The sequence below is a fragment of the Streptomyces sp. NPDC015032 genome (assembly GCF_043080425.1).
GTDB lineage: Bacteria > Actinomycetota > Actinomycetes > Streptomycetales > Streptomycetaceae > Streptomyces.
The window spans coordinates 47,206-62,795 of sequence record NZ_JBIBVN010000024.1 but is presented as its reverse complement, the minus strand read 5'-3'; the positions used below and the strand labels follow the sequence as shown (position 1 = coordinate 62,795).

Here is a 15,590-nt window from a genome sequence, read left to right as displayed (position 1 = left end):
GGGGTCGGGGCACGTATGTCTGCTATCGGTGGCATACCGGTTCCGGGGGGTCCGGCGCCGGCGGGCGCGCGGCGGCGGGAGCTGCCGCGTCCGCTCAACACGGTGCGGGTGCTGCTCCTCGTGCTGTTCGGCGCGACGGTCCTGGGTGCGCTCGGCCTCTTCGGCTCGGCACTCTCGGTGGACGCCATGGGTGCCGAAGTCATCGGCATCCTGCTGTACGCCTCCGCGCCGGGAGTCCTCGGCCTGTGGCTGGCGCGGCACGTACGGACCGGCGGCAAGCGGGTCTGGTGGGGACTGGTCGCCGTCCAGGTGTGGCTGGTCCTCGGCGGGGTCGCCAACATCGGGGACGGGTCGGCACATGGCTTCACGCAGCTGCTGCTGCCGGTCCTGATCCTGGTGTTCCTCACCCGGTCGCAGAGCCGGGCGTGGTTCCTGCTGCCGCCGGGGGAACGGGGCGAGCGGCCGAAATTCTCGCTTCCGCACATGATCACCTGGCGCCGGGACCGGGGGCAGACGGCGCTGGAGTACCTGGGCCTGGTGCTGATCGTGGTCGCGCTGATCGCGGCCATGGCGCTGAGCGGTGCCGGCGGCCGGATCACCGCGGAGCTCCAGTCGGCGATCTGCTCGCTGAGCGGCTATTCGTGCCCCGCGTCCGGCGACGGTCCGGGCCGGGTCGAGGCGGGCCACGGCCAGGACGGCGGCGCCACGAGCGGGGGAGCCGACGGCGGAGCGGCCGCGGGCAGCGCCGCGGGTGCGGACGGCGGCGCGACGGTCACGGGCGGTACCGGCTCGAAGGACGGTACGAACGGCGGCCCGGCCGGCGGCGACGCGAGCGGCGGGAACGCGAGCGGCGGGAACGGGAACGCGGCCGGCGGGAACGCGAGCGGTGGCGATGCGGCCGGGGGTCCCTCCGGCGGTGCGGGCGCGAGCGGCGGCACCGGAGGCCCCGACGACGGCCGTCCGGGCAGCGGGGTGGACACCTATCCCGAGAACGGCGAGGAGCCCGAGGCCGACTATGACGTCCCCGGGTCCGACAAGGACGACGCCGGGAACGGCGACGGCGGCAACGGGACCGAGGAAGAGGACTGCAGCGGCTGGGGTTTCTTCGGCTGTGCCTGGGACCGCACGGCCCAGGTCGGCAAGGGGCTCGTCGTCGACGGTCTCTGGGGCGACATCACCGGGATCATCGACCTGGTCAAGCCCGAGACGTGGTCCGGCCTCGCGGACTACGGCAAGCAGCTCGGCGAGCAGTGGATGCAGGACTCCAAGGGCGCCGGTGACAAGTGGAACGACGGCGACTACCTCGGCGCGGTCTGGGACTGGAGCAAGGCGTCGTTCAACACCGTGGTGGAGGTCGGCGACACCGTCTTCGTCGGCGACGACGTCCGCGAGCGCTGGAACAACGGCGAGAAGACCCGTGCCGTCACCGATGTCGTCTGGAACATCGGTTCCTTCCTCATCCCCGGCTACGACGTGGCGAAGGTCGTCGGCAAGGTCGGCAGACTCGGCAAGCTGGGCAAGGTCGCCGAGAAGGTGGCGGAGGCCGCCGGGGACGCCGGTGCCGCGGCCCGCCGCGCCCGCAAGGCCGCCGAACTCGGCGACCTCGACGGAGTCCGCAAGGCCGCCAAGGAGGCCGACGACGCCGCGGACGCGGCGGAGGACGCGGCGCGCCGGACCGGCTGCGTCATCGCCGCCGGGCCGCTCCTGGTGCGGACCGGCGGCGGAACCGTCGCGGGAGTCGGCGGCTCCGGCACCGGAGTACTGGCCTTGGGCTCGGTCGGCCGGGTGGTCCTCGCGGACGGCGGGTGCGATGAGGCGGCCAAGGCCAAGGCCGCGGAGGCACGCGCTCAGGAACGGGCGGCCCACCTGGAGCAGAAGCGCCTGGAGGAGCCGGAGCGCGCCCGCAAGGCCGAACTGGAGAAGAAGAAGTACCCGGAGCCGACGCGCAACGACACCTCCGACCCGCGCAACTACAACCCGCCGTCCTGGGCCGAGGACCTCAAGGACCGCACCCTCGGCGACGCGGACCTGGGCGACGGCTACTGGGCGAGCCGCGACCGCAACCCCGCACCCAACTGGAAGAACGAGTCCTGGCTGCGGTACCAGGAGCAGATCACCGGCACCAACCGGGGGCAGGAGTACGTCGTACCGCACCCCAAGGAGGGCAAGCCGGCCGTGGAGTACGACGGCTGGGACTCGGGCAGGCAGACCTTCCTGGAGGCCAAGAACGGCTACCGCAGCTATCTATCCCAGACCGAGCAGGGCGCTCTCACCAAGTCCGGCAAGGACAAGTTCGTCGCCGAGGCGCGGGCCCAGGTGGAGGCGTCCGGCGGCCGGGCGGTGGAGTGGCACTTCTCCGACCCCGAGGTGGCCAAGGCGGCCCGCCAGGCGTTCCGGGACGAGCAGCTGCCGATCAAGGTCGTCCACAGCAAGCCGAACGTGAACGACAGCACCAGGAAACCGGGTGCCGTCGACGAGTAGCCTGCACGCGGTGGCGCCCGGCCCGCTCCCGGGCGCCACGCCCGACGGACGAAGCTCGACGGAGGAAAGTGCATGCGACGTGTAGTGCGGGGCTTCTGGGGGCCCCGGCCGGAGTCGGCCGAAGCGCTCGCCGGACGCTGGAAGCGGATGCTGGACGGGCTCACGGAACTGCTCCCCGGAGCGACGCCGACGGGCGGCGCGGCCGCCACCTGGCAGCAGGTCCACGGCTCCGGCCCGGCGACCGGCCTGGCGGCGGACGAGGGGGCGCTGCTCGGCGCCCTGCGGGAGGCGCAGGCGGCCGAGGACTGGTCCGATCTCACCGGCACGGCGCTGCGGCTGGTCCACACGGGTGGGCCCGGCTGGCAGACCGAGATCAGCGGACTGGCCGGGGGCGCCCCGGAGTTCCTGCTCCAGTCGCTCGTGGTCACGCTTCGCGCGCCGGACGGGGCCGAGGTCCCGGAGGCCGGGCTCCTCGCCGTCCTCGCCCGGGTGTGGGAGCCGGACTTCGGCGATGTGAGCGACGACGACGTGCTCGACGCGCTGGAGGACGACGCCGGATTCTCCATCGGGGATCCCGTGGTGGGCCGGGTCGGATACCTCTCCCCGCGCCGTGCGGCCCTCGTCCCGGACAGTCTGAAGGCGGCCCGTGAGGAACTGCCCGGCGGCGGGGTGCTCCTGCGCGTCGCGGCTCCCGGGGCGAGCGAAGAGGTGGTGACGGCGTACGAGCGGCTCCGCGAGGCCGGCGCGCTCGATCCGCTGCCCCGCCCGATGGACCGGGCGGTGCTGTGAGCTCCCGTGCCGGGGAGCCCTTCACCACGGCCCGCGCACTGGCCGACATCGAGGAACTGCTGGCGGGGCCCGTACCGGCGACCGGGCCCACCGCGGCCGAGGGAGATCCGGAGACGGGGGAGTGGACCGCGACCGGCGGCGAGGGCTTCCGCGTGATCCCGCTCTGGGAGGGCGACCCGCTGACCGGGGTGTACGCCCCCGAGTGGAACGACGCGGAGGAGGCGGCCGGGGCCCATCTTGCCGCCCTCGTCGGCGAACTGGACCACAGATGGGGCCCGCACCGTGCGGTGCCGCTGCACCTTCCGCTGCTGCGGCGGCAGGAGGGTGCTCCCGTCGAGCCGCTGTTCGGCGCACTGTTCGACCAGGACCTTCCTGGCGAGCTGTCCGTCTGGGGTCCGGTGGGCGCCACCGGACGCTGGGTCGGGGTGAGTGTGGGACACAGCGACGGCGACGCGCCGCTGGTGCTGGCGGCCCTCGTCAGCGACCGGCCGGTCACCGCTCCGGACGAGCGCTGAAGGCCGCCCCGTCGGCGTGGCCGCGTCCGGCCCGCCCCGGAACGGCCCCGGCGTCGGCACAGCGGCGGCGCCAGGTCAGAGCCGCGCGGCCTTGAGCGCCATGTGCAGCAGCAGCCGGTCCTCGCCGTCGTTCAGATCGAGGCCGGTGAGCTGCTGGACCCGGGAGAGCCGGTAGTAGAGCGTCTGGCGGTGGATGCCGAGCGCGGCGGCCGTCCGGGACGCCTGGCCCGCGCAGTCGAGGAACACCTCGGCGGTGCGGGCCAGATCCTTGTGCGGCGGGGTGAGCAGAGCGCGCACCGCGCGGTCCGCGGCCGCTTCCGCGGGAAGTGCCGTCAGCAGCCGGTACGGGCCGATCGCCGACCACTCGGCGACCGGACCGAAGCGGGACTCGGCCGACGCCGCACGGGCGGCGGCCGATGCCTCGTGCCAGGCCGCGGCCAGGTCCGCCAGACCCCGGCGGGGCGCCGCGACGCCGGCCGTGGCACCCGGGCCCGCCGCGGAACGCAGCCGGTCCGCGGCGGCCAGCGCCGGGTCGAGGACATCGGTGGAGCGCAGCCGGACCAGTGCGGCCAGCGACGCGGCCCCGGCGGCGCCCGGTGCCGGTGCCGGGGCCGAGGTCAGTGCCGCCGCCGACGACACCGTACGGACCGATGGCGGATCGTCGGTCCACGGCGTCACGCACACCAGCGTGTGCAGCCCCTCCGCGTCCCGGCCCAGCGCCTCGTGCAGCGCGGCCACCGCCATGTCGCGCTGCCAGCCCTGCCCGGCGGTGAGGACCGCACCGAACTCCCGGGACAGATCCGTCCCGGCCCGCGCCTCGTCGGAGAGCAGCCCGCCGATCCGGGCCGCCACCTCCATCGCCGCGTCCAGCTGTTCCCCGGTCGGCCCGGGGTCCGCGTCGAGCAGCCACACGTAACCGAGCACGACACCCCGATGGCGTACCGGCAGACAGATCCGGCCCCGGAACACCCCGGCCTCCGGGGCGGCCGGAATGCGGACCGGGCCGGTCGCACGGGCGATGCCGAAGCCCTCGAACCAGGCGCGGACGGCGGGCGTGGAGCGCCTCGTCAGGATCGAGCGGGTGCGGACCGGGTCCATCGCCGTGTCGTCGTCGCTGTCGTGGGCGCCGAAGGCGACCAGGCCGAAATCCCGGTTCTCCAGCGTCGCGGGGGCGCCGAGCAGCCCCGAGATCTCGTCGACCAGCTCCTGGTAATCGCCCTTCACCCGGCCATTCTCGCACCCCTTCAGACATATGTCTGAGATCCCGGGAACGGATGCGTGACAGCTGTCGATGGCACACGATCGGAGGGATCCTTAGATTTCACGGTGGTTCTCCGTGCTGTACCGCTCTGTTACCCCGCTGCCGGTACGGCTCTCGTCCGTACTTTCCGTGGAGGTGCCCCGTGCTGGGTCCCGTGATTCTCGCCGCGTCCCGCAGCGACCGGATGCGTCGTTTCATATCGGCCGCGCCTGGCACCAAGCAGGTCGTCGACCGGTTCATCGCCGGTGAGACCGTCGACCAGGTCGTCCCGGTCATCGAGGACGCCGCCGGGAAGGGCCTGGAAGTCACCCTCGACGTGGTGGGCGAGGACATCACCACCCCCGAGCAGGCCGCCGCCGCCCGCGACGCCTACCTGGAACTGGTCGACCGCCTCAAGGAGCTCGGCCTGGGCACCAAGGCCGAGATGTCCGTCAAGCTCTCCATGTTCGGCCAGTCGCTGGACATCGAAGGAGGCGAGCCCGAAGGGCTCTCGGCCAAGGGCGGTGGCGGGTGGCGGGCGGGACACGAGCTGGCGCTCGCCAATGTCCGCCCGGTCGTCGAGGCCGCCGCCGCGATCGGCACCACGGTCACGCTGGACGCCGAGGACCACACCACCCTCGACTCGATGTTCGCCATCCACGAGGAGCTGCGGAAGGACTTCCCGCAGACCGGCTGTGTGATCCAGGCGTACCTGTTCCGCACCGAGGAGGACGCCCGCCGCCTGGCCGCCGCCGGCAGCCGCGTCCGCATCGTGAAGGGCGCCTACAAGGAGCCCGCCTCCGTCGCGTACCAGGACAAGGCCGAGATCGACAAGGCGTACGTCCGCATCCTGAAGACCCTGATGGAGGGCGAGGGCTACCCGATGATCGGGTCGCACGACCCGCGCCTGATCGCCATCGCCCAGGAGCTGGCCCGCAAGGCCGGGCGCAAACTGGACGAGTACGAGTTCCAGATGCTCTACGGCATCCGCAGCGACGAGCACCTCCGGCTCGCGGCCGAGGGCCACCGGATGCGCGTCTACACCGCGTACGGCACCGACTGGTACGGCTACTTCATGCGCCGCCTCGCGGAGAAGCCGGCGAACCTGCTGTTCTTCGGCCGCTCCATCCTCACCAAGGGCTGACCTGCCCGGCTGACCCCCACCCCCCCGACACAAGGAGACAAGGCACTCATGGACGCTGTGACCCAGGTCCCCGCGCCGGTCAACGAGCCGGTGCACTCCTACGCCCCGGGTTCCCCGGAGCGTGCCCGCCTGGAGGCGAAGCTCAAGGAGCTCGGCCAGAACCCGATCGACCTTCCGATGACCATCGGCGGCGAGAAGCGGATGGGCGGCGGCGAGCGCTTCGACGTCGTGCAGCCGCACAACCACAAGGCCGTCATCGGTACCTTCGCCAACGCCACGCAGAAGGACGCGCAGGACGCCGTCGACGCCGCGCTGGCCGCCGCCCCGGCCTGGCGCGCGATGTCCTTCGACGACCGCGCCGCGATCATCCTGCGCGCCGCCGAGCTCCTGTCCGGCCCCTGGCGCGAGACGCTGGCCGCGTCCACGATGCTCGGCCAGTCGAAGACCGCCCAGCAGGCCGAGATCGACACCCCCTGCGAGCTCGTCGACTTCTGGCGCTTCAACGTGCACTACGCGCGCCAGATCCTGGCCGAGCAGCCCCCGGCCAACTCGCCGGGCGTGTGGAACCGCATGGACCACCGCCCGCTGGAGGGCTTCGTCTACGCGATCACGCCGTTCAACTTCACGGCGATCGCGGGCAACCTGCCCACCGCCCCCGCCCTCATGGGCAACGTCGTGGTGTGGAAGCCGTCCCCGACGCAGACGCACGCCGCCGTGCTGCTGATGCAGCTCCTGGAAGAGGCCGGTCTGCCCAAGGGCGTCATCAACCTGGTGACGGGCGACGGCATCGCCGTCTCCGAGGTGGCCCTGAACCACCGCGACCTGGCCGGTATCCACTTCACCGGCTCGACCCCCACCTTCCAGCACCTGTGGAAGACGGTCGGCAACAACATCGCCAACTACCGCACCTACCCGCGGCTCGTCGGCGAGACCGGCGGCAAGGACTTCGTCGTCGCCCACCCGTCGGCCGACCACGCCGTCCTGAAGACCGCGCTGACCCGTGGCTCCTTCGAGTTCCAGGGCCAGAAGTGCTCGGCCTCCTCCCGCGCGTACATCCCGGCCTCCATCTGGAACTCCGGTTTCAAGGAGAAGTTCGCGGCCGAGGTCGACTCCATCACCATGGGTGACGTCACCGACCTGTCGAACTTCATCGGCGCCGTCATCGACGAGCGCTCGTTCGCCAAGAACAAGGCTGCGATCGACCGTGCCGAGGCCGACCCGTCCTGCACGATCATCGCGGGCGGCACGTACGACGACTCGGTGGGCTACTTCGTCCGTCCGACCGTCATCGAGTGCACCGACGCCTCGAACGAGGTCTTCACGACCGAGTACTTCGGCCCGATCCTCGCCGTGCACGTCTACGAGGACGACAAGTACGACGAGATGCTGGAGCAGATGGAGTCGGTCTCCGACTACGCGCTGACCGGTTCCGTCATCGCGGGCGACCGTGCCGCGGCCGCGCACACCATGGAGAAGCTGCGGTACGCCGCGGGCAACTTCTACATCAACGACAAGTCGACCGGTGCCGTCGTCGGCCAGCAGCCCTTCGGCGGCGGCCGTGCCTCGGGCACCAACGACAAGGCGGGCGCCCCGCAGAACCTGCAGCGCTGGACCCTGACCCGGGCCATCAAGGAGACGCTGGTCCCGCCGACCGACTACACCTACCCCCACCAGGGCTGACCCCCCGGGGCGCCGCACCCCGGCGCCCCGCCACGACTGCCGCCTCCCGCCCGGTTCCCCTGCCGGCCGGGAGGCGGTTTCCATGTCCGCCGGGTCAGATCTCCACGAGCACCTGGCTCATCGACTTCCGTACCAGGTCCGGCACCTGGCAGTCGTCGGCCGGATAACACGATCGGCGACAGCCCGGCCGCGTAGAGGCCGTTCATGGTTCCAACTCTCGTGCGGCACACATGATTTCGACACGTGACAGGTACTCGGATGGGGGGCTGACTACCTGGTGGGCGCGGGGTACTGGGAGGCTGGAGGGCATGACTGGGCCGATCCTGCACACCGAGCACACCTACCAGCTGGCCCCGGCCGCCCTCGGCGAGATCCGCACCCTCCTGGACACCGCCTTCGAGGGCGACTTCGGCGACGACGACTGGGACCACGCCCTCGGCGGCGTCCACGCGTACGTACGGGACGGCAGCGGGTTCCTGGCGCACGGCAGTGTCGTCCAGCGCCGGGTGGTCCACGAGGGCCGCTCGTACCGGATCGGCTACGTGGAGGCCGTGGCCGTCCGCGCCGACCGCCGCCGGGAGGGGCTCGGCGGGCGGGTGATGGCCGCGCTGGAACAGGTGATCGACGGGGCGTACGCCTTCGGGGCCCTGTCCGCCTCGGCCGAAGGGGCCGCGATGTACACCGGACGCGGCTGGCAGGTGTGGCCGGGGCGGATCGCGGTCCAGGGGGCGCACGGGGTGGAGCGGCTGCCGGACGAGGAGGGCGGCACCTATGTCCGCGGCGCGGCCGGCCGCGCGCCGATGCCCACGTCCGGGACGCTGATCTTCGACTGGCGGGACGGGGACGTGCTCTGACCGGATCCCGTCGGCCGGACAGTCCCGGGGCCCGTCCGGCCGATGAGGGGCGGCTCTCAGCCGGCGGTGCGGATGAGCTGTCACTCGAAGGAGCGCCGGGCGTGGCCGGGATCACCACGCTCGGGCCGGAGCGTCCGACGCGTTCGATCGGCTATGTCACCACCCCTGAGCAGGCACGATCGCTCGGCGTGCGGGCTCTGATCCGGGAACTGAGGGCGGGCGGTCGTAAACCTCCGTCTCAGATAGTAGGAAGTCCGAGTAATTGTGGAGACAGACCGGCCGAGCTGTCCTAGCTTTGTAGGAGCCGAACGTCTCGCTCGATCCAGCGACTGGCGGTCGTGAGTCGCGCCCCCGTGCAGGCAATCCCTGCGGCGCCCGCTCCCCGCCCTTCCGGCACCTCGAAATCCCGATCTCGACATCACCCTCACGTTTTTTCGATCTCGAAATCCTCGCGATCTCAAGGAGTCGATCCACCATGGCCGAGACGACTGTCCGCCGAGTCCGTCACACCCACCGCCCGACCGAGTCGGAGCGCCGGAACGCCGCCGCCGCCCTGCAGCGGGCCCTCGACCGCAGGGACAACGGCGGCTCCACGGGCCACTGAGACCGGTTGCGGCCGGGGCAGGTCGCGTATGTGCTGCTCGGCCATGCTCGTACGGCCTGCGAGCTTCTCGGGGATTCCGAAACAGGGGATGCCCCTGGAGCAGAACATCCACCTGCCGTGCGACTCCGTCCCACCGAGTAGGTGAGCGGTACACGTACAGCTTGCCGCGTGTCCGTATGGTGGACGTGACGTGTCATGGGGTGGGACGCGCAGTAAGGTGCGGACATGTCTCGCAGCATCAATCTCGCAGTGATCCCCGGTGACGGTATCGGCCAGGAGGTCGTGGCCCAGGGCCTCAAGGTCCTCAACGCTGTTCTCCCGCAGGATGTGAAGCTGGAGACCAGGGAGTACGACCTCGGCGCCCGGCGCTGGCACCGTACCGGCGAAACCCTCCCGGACGCGGAGCTCGAAGCCCTCAAGGGCCACGACGCCATCCTGCTCGGCGCGATCGGTGACCCCTCCGTGCCGTCCGGCGTCCTGGAGCGCGGCCTCCTGCTGAAGCTGCGGTTCGCCTTCGACCACTTCATCAACCTGCGGCCGTCGAAGCTGTTCCCGAACACCTCGACCCCGCTGGCCGGCCGCCCGGACATCGACTTCGTCGTGGTCCGCGAGGGCACCGAGGGCCCGTACACCGGCAACGGCGGTTCGCTGCGCACCGGTACGCCGGCCGAGGTCGCCACCGAGGTCAGCGTCAACACCGCGTACGGCGTCGAGCGCGTCGTCCGTGACGCCTTCGAGCGGGCGAACTCCCGCCCGCGCAAGAAGCTGACGCTGGTTCACAAGAACAACGTCCTGGTGTACGCGGGCCACATGTGGAAGAACATCTTCGACAAGGTCGCGACCGAGTACCCCGAGGTCACCACCGACTATCTGCACGTCGACGCCGCGACGATCTTCTTCGTCACCCAGCCGGAGCGCTTCGACGTCATCGTCACCGACAACCTCTTCGGTGACATCCTCACCGACCTCGCCGCTGCCGTGACCGGCGGCATCGGCCTGGCCGCCTCCGGCAACATCAACCCGACGGGCACCTTCCCGTCGATGTTCGAGCCGGTCCACGGTTCCGCCCCCGACATCGCGGGCCAGGGCAAGGCCGACCCGACCGCCACGGTCCTCTCCGTCGCCCTCCTGCTGCGCCACCTCGGCTACGAGTCCCAGGCCGTGCGCATCGAGGACGCCGTCTCCGCCGACCTCGCGGAGCGCGACGGGACGACGACCCGTACGACCGACCAGATCGGTGACGCGCTCGCGGTACGCGTAGCGAGCTGACCCGACGACTCCGTTTCGAAGCCGCCGGGTCGCAATCGCACCCGGCGGCTTCTCCTGTGCGGCCTCGGGTGCCACCATCGACCACTGGACCGCATTCGCGTCATTTCGTGCACAGCCACCCGGGAGCGATAATCGAACGGGGCCGTGGCTCGCACTGAAGCTCGGACGTCCTAGTACCTGTCTGGCAGGAGCGGCGCGAGCGCGGTCCAACACACACAACCGGTGAAGGACATGCACTCATGACGACGCCCACGATCGAGCTCAAGCCCTCCTCGAACCCGCTGTCCGACGCGGAGCGCGAGGCGATTCTGGTCAAGCCCGGATTCGGCCGCTACTTCACCGATCACATGGTGACGATCCGGTGGACCGAGGGCCGCGGCTGGCACGACGGCCAACTCGTCCCCTACGGCCCCCTCTCCCTCGACCCCGCGACCACGGTCCTGCATTACGCGCAGGAGATCTTCGAGGGCCTCAAGGCGTACCGCCGGCCCGATGGCAGCGTTGCCACGTTCCGCCCGGACGCGAACGCCAAGCGCTTCCAGGCGTCGGCGCACCGGCTGGGCATGCCGGAACTGCCCGTCGAGACGTTCATCGAGGCGTGCGATGTGCTGGTCCAGCAGGACAGGGCGTGGGTTCCGGCGCACGGCGGCGAGGAGTCGCTCTACCTGCGCCCGTTCATGATCGCGACCGAGGTCGGTCTCGGCGTGAAGCCCGCCAACGAGTACCTCTTCGTCGTCATCGCCTCGCCCGCCGGCGCCTACTTCCCCGGTGGCGTCAAGCCGGTCTCCATCTGGCTCTCCGAGGACCGCGTCCGCGCCGTCCCCGGCGGCATGGGCGATGCCAAGACCGGCGGCAACTACGCGGCCTCCCTGCTCGCCCAGGCCGAGGCCGCGGCGAAGGGCTGCGACCAGGTCGCCTACCTCGATGCGGTCGAGCACAAGTGGGTAGAGGAGCTCGGCGGGATGAACCTGTACTTCGTGTACGGGAACAAGATCATCACTCCGGCCCTGACCGGCTCCCTGCTCGCCGGCGTCACCCGTGACTCGCTGCTCAAGGTCGCCCGCGACCTCGGATACGAGTCCGAGGAGGGCCGTGTCTCCATCGACCAGTGGCGTGCCGACACCGAGAACGGCACCCTCACCGAGGTCTTCGCCTGCGGTACCGCCGCCGTCATCACCCCCGTCGGCACCGTCAAGTCCGCGGGCGGCGAGTGGGTCCAGAGCGAGGGCGTGCCCGGTGAGGTCACGATGAAGCTGCGCGAGCGGCTGCTGGACATCCAGCGCGGCACCGCCGAGGACGCCCACGGCTGGATGCACCCGCTCGGCTAGTGCCCCTCCGGGCAGACATTGCGGGTCGCGGCACCAGGACCCGGTCCGACCCGTTCCACGTACGCGCGAAGGCCGCGCCCGGTTCTGCCGGGCGCGGCCTTCGCCGTGTGCCCGGATGTCGTGTGCCCGGACCCTCCGCAGTATTGGAGTGCTGCTCAAAAGTGACGGAGTCATCCTTCCGTATGCCTTTGATCCATGGTTAGAGTGCTGCTCTAAACAGGAGGTGTTCGGGCGTGCGACTGACCCCGACGGAACGTGACCGGCTGCTCCTCTTCGGCGCCGCCGAACTGGCCCGGGCCCGCCGCGCCCGGGGACTGAGGCTCAATGTCCCCGAGGCGACCGCCCTGATCGCGGACACGGTCTGCGAGGCCGCCCGCGACGGGCGCAGGCTCGCCGAGGCCATCGAGGCCGCGCGCTCCGTGCTCGGCCCCGACGACGTCCTTCCGGGGGTCGCCGATGTCGTCACCGAGGTCCATGTGGAGGCCGTCTTCGACGACGGTTCGCGGCTCGCCGTGGTCTCCCGGCCGCTGGGCGGCGGGCTGGGCGACGACGCGCCCGGAGCCGTCGTCCCCGGCCCCGCCACCCCCGAACCCGAGCCCGCGGCGCGGCTGACCGTCCGCAATACCGCGACCGTGCCGGTCTCCGTCACCTCGCACTTCCACTTCTTCGAGGCCAACCCGCGGCTCGACTTCGACCGGTCGGCCGCGTACGGGATGCGGCTCTGCGTCCCCGCCGGGTCCTCCGTCCGCTTCGGGCCCGGGGAGTCCGTGGACGTGGGGCTGGTGCCGATCGGCGGCGACCGGATCGCCATCGGGTTCGCCGGTCTGGTCGACGGTCCGCTCGACGCCCCCGGCGCACGCGAAGAGGCCCTGCGGCGCGCGGCGGCCTGCGGATACCTGGGAGCCGGGCGATGAGCATCGATCGTCACGAGTACGCCTGCGTGCACGGCCCGCGCGCCGGGGACCGGGTCCGGCTCGGCGACTCCGGGCTGACCGTCCGCGTCGAGTCCGACGCGCAGCGGTACGGCGAGGAGTTCCTCGCAGGCTTCGGCAAGACCGCTCGCGACGGGCTGCATCTCAAGGCCGCGGCCGTCCGCGACACCTGTGATGTCGTCATCAGCAATGTGCTGGTCATCGACGCCGTGCAGGGCATCCGCAAGGTGTCGATCGGGATCCGCGAGGGCCGGATCGCGGCGATCGGGCGGGCCGGGAACCCGGACACCCTCGACGGCGTCGATGTCGTCGTCGGCACGGGCACCACCATCGTCTCCGGCGAGGGCATGATCGCGACGGCGGGCGCCGTCGACACCCATGTCCATCTGCTCTCGCCCCGGATCATGGAGGCCTCGCTCGCCTCCGGCGTCACCACGGTCATCGGCCAGGAGTTCGGCCCCGTCTGGGGCGTCGGGGTCAACTCGCCCTGGGCGCTGCGCCACGCCTTCAACGCCTTCGACGCCTGGCCCGTCAACATCGGCTTCCTGGGCCGCGGTTCGTCCTCCCACCCGGCGCCGCTGGTCGAGGCGCTCGCGGAGGGCGGGGCCTGCGGCTTCAAGGTCCACGAGGACATGGGCGCCCATACCCGCGCCCTGGACACCGCCCTGCGCGTCGCCGAGGAGCACGATGTCCAGGTCGCCCTGCACAGCGACGGGCTGAACGAGTGCCTGTCGGTCGAGGACACCCTGCGCGTCCTCGAAGGCCGCACGATCCACGCCTTCCACATCGAGGGCTGCGGCGGCGGGCATGTCCCCAACGTCCTGAAGATGGCCGGGGTCGAGAACGTCATCGGCTCGTCCACCAACCCGACGCTGCCCTTCGGCCGGGACGCCGTCGCCGAGCACTACGGGATGATCGTCTCCGTACACGACCTCAAGACGGACCTGCCGGGCGACGCCGCCATGGCCCGCGACCGCATCCGCGCCGGAACGATGGGCGCCGAGGACGTCCTGCACGACCTGGGTGCCATCGGCATCACCTCGTCCGACGCGCAGGGCATGGGACGCGCCGGTGAGACGGTGCGCCGCACCTTCGCCATGGCCGGGAAGATGAAGGCGGAGCTCGGCCCGATGGACGGCGACGGCCCCGCGGACGACAACGCCCGGGTGCTGCGCTACATCGCCAAGCTCACCATCAACCCCGCCATCGCCCACGGCCTCGCGCACGAGATCGGCTCCATCGAGACCGGCAAGCTCGCCGACATCGTGCTGTGGCGGCCCGAGTTCTTCGGCGCGAAACCACAGCTCGTACTGAAGGCCGGCTTCCCGGCGTACGGGGTCACGGGCGACCCGAACGCCGCCACCGACACCTGCGAACCCCTGGTCCTCGGACCGCAGTTCGGGGCGTACGGAGCCACTGCCGCCGATCTCTCCGTGGCCTTCGTCTCCCAGGCGGCGACCCAGCTCGGGGCGGACCTGATGCCCACGCGCCGGCGCCGCGTCGGAGTACGCGGCACCCGCGGCATCGGTCCCGGCGACCTCGTCCACAACTCCCGTACCGGAGAGGTCGCCGTGGACGCCCGCAGCGGCCTGGTCACCCTGGACGGCGACCCGTTGCGTTCCGAGCCCGCCGACTCCGTCTCCCTCAACCGCCTCTACTTCCTCTGACGCCTCATCCGACACGTATCGCCTCACCCGACACGTATCACCTGATCCGACACGCCTTCAGGAACACCTCATGACCTTCCGCATGCCGCCCGAGTGGGCCCCGCACGAACGCACCTGGATGGCCTGGCCGGGCCCCAACCCCACCTTCGACACCGACGCCGAACTGGACGGGGCCCGCGACGCCTGGGCCGCCGTCGCCCGCGCCGTCCGCCGCTTCGAACCCGTCACGATGGTCGTCGGACCCGGCCAGGAGGACAGCGCCCGCCGACTCCTCGGCCCGGACATCGAACTGGCCGTCCGCCCGCTCGACGACGCCTGGATGCGGGACATCGGGCCGACCTTCGTCACCGACGGCAACCAACTGGCCGCCGTCGACTGGACGTTCAACGGCTGGGGCGCGCAGAGCTGGGCCCGCTGGGAGCACGACCAGCACATCGCCCGCTCCGTCGCCGAGCTCGCCGCCGTCCCCGTGCACAGCTCCGCCCTGGTCAACGAGGGCGGCGCCATCCACGTCGACGGCGAGGGCACCGTCCTGCTCACCGAGACCGTCCAGCTCGGCGAGGAGCGCAACCCCGGGCTGACCCGCGAACAGGCCGAGGCCGAGATCCACGCCAGGCTCGGCACCGAGAAGGCCATCTGGCTGCCCCGCGGACTGGCCGGCGACTACGGCACGTACGGCACGCTCGGCCATGTCGACATCGTCGCCGCCTTCGCCCGCCCCGGCACCGTCGTCGCCCACGTCCAGCCGGACCCGGCCCACCCCGACCACGAGATCACCCGCGAGACGCTCCGCGTCCTGCGTGCCGCCACCGACGCCAGGGGCCGCTCCCTGGACGTCGTGGAGGTCCCCGCGCCCACCGTGCTGAAGGCCGACGGCGAGTGGGTCGACTACTCCTACATCAACCACTACCTCTGCAACGACGGCGTGATCCTCTGCGCCTTCGACGACTCGCGCGACAAGGAAGCGGCGGCGATCTTCGGCGAGCTCTTCCCCGACCGTACGGTGACCCTCGTCGACGCCCGTACGATCTTTGCCGGCGGTGGAGGCATCCACTGCATCACCCAGCAGCAGCCGAAGGTCTGAACC

At 71.4% G+C, this 15,590-nt stretch carries 13 protein-coding genes and 1 pseudogene; 13 read left to right on the top strand and 1 reads right to left on the bottom strand.

The genetic code is table 11. From position 1 onward, the window contains the following. Positions 1-15: 15 nt before the first annotated feature. The 3 genes from ACF08M_RS28060 (at position 16) to ACF08M_RS28050 (ending at position 3,785) form a co-directional block, all read left to right on the top strand. The gene (locus ACF08M_RS28060) at positions 16-2,481 is read left to right on the top strand and encodes a Tox-REase-5 domain-containing protein (RefSeq protein ID WP_392188046.1); all 2,466 of its coding nucleotides are present in this window, start codon (positions 16-18) and stop codon (positions 2,479-2,481) included. 72 nt (positions 2,482-2,553) lie between these two features. Beyond that, entirely contained in the window at positions 2,554-3,270 is a 717-nt protein-coding gene (locus tag ACF08M_RS28055; RefSeq protein WP_392188045.1) for a hypothetical protein, read from the top strand. Continuing rightward, positions 3,267-3,785 (top strand): hypothetical protein, encoded by a 519-nt coding sequence (locus ACF08M_RS28050; RefSeq protein ID WP_392188044.1) that lies wholly within the window; start codon positions 3,267-3,269, stop codon positions 3,783-3,785. Before ACF08M_RS28055 ends, ACF08M_RS28050 begins: the two co-directional genes overlap by 4 nt. A gap of 75 nt (positions 3,786-3,860) precedes the next feature. Here ACF08M_RS28050 and ACF08M_RS28045 read toward each other — a convergent pair whose 3' ends face one another. Continuing rightward, on the bottom strand, positions 3,861-5,009 hold the full coding sequence (locus ACF08M_RS28045) for a PucR family transcriptional regulator (protein ID WP_392188043.1): 1,149 nt from the start codon (positions 5,007-5,009) through the stop codon (positions 3,861-3,863). A gap of 179 nt (positions 5,010-5,188) precedes the next feature. On the opposite strand from ACF08M_RS28045, the gene ACF08M_RS28040 reads away from it, so the two are divergent. The 10 genes and pseudogenes from ACF08M_RS28040 (at position 5,189) to ACF08M_RS27995 (ending at position 15,587) form a co-directional block, all read left to right on the top strand. Continuing rightward, positions 5,189-6,169, top strand: coding sequence for a proline dehydrogenase family protein (locus tag ACF08M_RS28040; RefSeq protein ID WP_392188042.1), 981 nt, complete (start codon positions 5,189-5,191; stop codon positions 6,167-6,169). Positions 6,170-6,217: 48 nt separating this feature from the next. Then, the gene (gene pruA, locus ACF08M_RS28035; RefSeq protein ID WP_392188041.1) at positions 6,218-7,849 is read left to right on the top strand and encodes an L-glutamate gamma-semialdehyde dehydrogenase; all 1,632 of its coding nucleotides are present in this window, start codon (positions 6,218-6,220) and stop codon (positions 7,847-7,849) included. A 308-nt stretch (positions 7,850-8,157) separates the two neighbouring features. Then, a complete protein-coding gene (locus ACF08M_RS28030; RefSeq protein WP_392188040.1) occupies positions 8,158-8,703 on the top strand; it encodes a GNAT family N-acetyltransferase in 546 nt (181 codons plus the stop codon). A gap of 77 nt (positions 8,704-8,780) precedes the next feature. Beyond that, positions 8,781-8,996 (top strand): annotated as a pseudogene (locus ACF08M_RS28025) (hypothetical protein); the annotation flags it as partial. Between the two features lie 182 nt (positions 8,997-9,178). After that, a complete protein-coding gene (locus tag ACF08M_RS28020; protein WP_266748797.1) occupies positions 9,179-9,307 on the top strand; it encodes a hypothetical protein in 129 nt (42 codons plus the stop codon). A 225-nt stretch (positions 9,308-9,532) separates the two neighbouring features. Then, complete coding sequence (locus tag ACF08M_RS28015) at positions 9,533-10,576, top strand: 3-isopropylmalate dehydrogenase (RefSeq protein ID WP_392188039.1); 1,044 nt, start codon at positions 9,533-9,535, stop codon at positions 10,574-10,576. 239 nt (positions 10,577-10,815) lie between these two features. Next, complete coding sequence (locus ACF08M_RS28010; RefSeq protein WP_392188038.1) at positions 10,816-11,904, top strand: branched-chain amino acid aminotransferase; 1,089 nt, start codon at positions 10,816-10,818, stop codon at positions 11,902-11,904. A gap of 233 nt (positions 11,905-12,137) precedes the next feature. After that, a complete protein-coding gene (gene ureA / locus ACF08M_RS28005) occupies positions 12,138-12,818 on the top strand; it encodes an urease subunit gamma (RefSeq protein ID WP_392188037.1) in 681 nt (226 codons plus the stop codon). Beyond that, positions 12,815-14,503 carry an urease subunit alpha gene (locus ACF08M_RS28000; RefSeq protein ID WP_392188036.1) on the top strand — a complete coding sequence of 563 codons (1,689 nt, stop codon included), beginning with the start codon at positions 12,815-12,817 and terminating at the stop codon, positions 14,501-14,503. The genes ureA and ACF08M_RS28000 overlap by 4 nt, the downstream gene beginning before the upstream one ends. A gap of 70 nt (positions 14,504-14,573) precedes the next feature. Beyond that, positions 14,574-15,587 (top strand): agmatine/peptidylarginine deiminase, encoded by a 1,014-nt coding sequence (locus tag ACF08M_RS27995; protein ID WP_392188035.1) that lies wholly within the window; start codon positions 14,574-14,576, stop codon positions 15,585-15,587. The last annotated feature ends 3 nt before the right edge of the window (positions 15,588-15,590 follow it).

Excerpts from the sequence above, each read along its gene's own strand:
- ACF08M_RS28060 (WP_392188046.1), top strand. The coding sequence starts at position 16 with ATGTCTGCTATCGGTGGCATACCGGTTCCGGGGGGTCCGGCGCCGGCG.
- ACF08M_RS28055 (WP_392188045.1), top strand. The coding sequence starts at position 2,554 with ATGCGACGTGTAGTGCGGGGCTTCTGGGGGCCCCGGCCGGAGTCGGCC.
- pruA (WP_392188041.1), top strand. The coding sequence starts at position 6,218 with ATGGACGCTGTGACCCAGGTCCCCGCGCCGGTCAACGAGCCGGTGCAC.
- ACF08M_RS28030 (WP_392188040.1), top strand. The coding sequence starts at position 8,158 with ATGACTGGGCCGATCCTGCACACCGAGCACACCTACCAGCTGGCCCCG.
- ACF08M_RS28020 (WP_266748797.1), top strand. The coding sequence starts at position 9,179 with ATGGCCGAGACGACTGTCCGCCGAGTCCGTCACACCCACCGCCCGACC.
- ACF08M_RS28015 (WP_392188039.1), top strand. The coding sequence starts at position 9,533 with ATGTCTCGCAGCATCAATCTCGCAGTGATCCCCGGTGACGGTATCGGC.
- ACF08M_RS28010 (WP_392188038.1), top strand. The coding sequence starts at position 10,816 with ATGACGACGCCCACGATCGAGCTCAAGCCCTCCTCGAACCCGCTGTCC.
- ACF08M_RS28000 (WP_392188036.1), top strand. The coding sequence starts at position 12,815 with ATGAGCATCGATCGTCACGAGTACGCCTGCGTGCACGGCCCGCGCGCC.
- ACF08M_RS27995 (WP_392188035.1), top strand. The coding sequence starts at position 14,574 with ATGACCTTCCGCATGCCGCCCGAGTGGGCCCCGCACGAACGCACCTGG.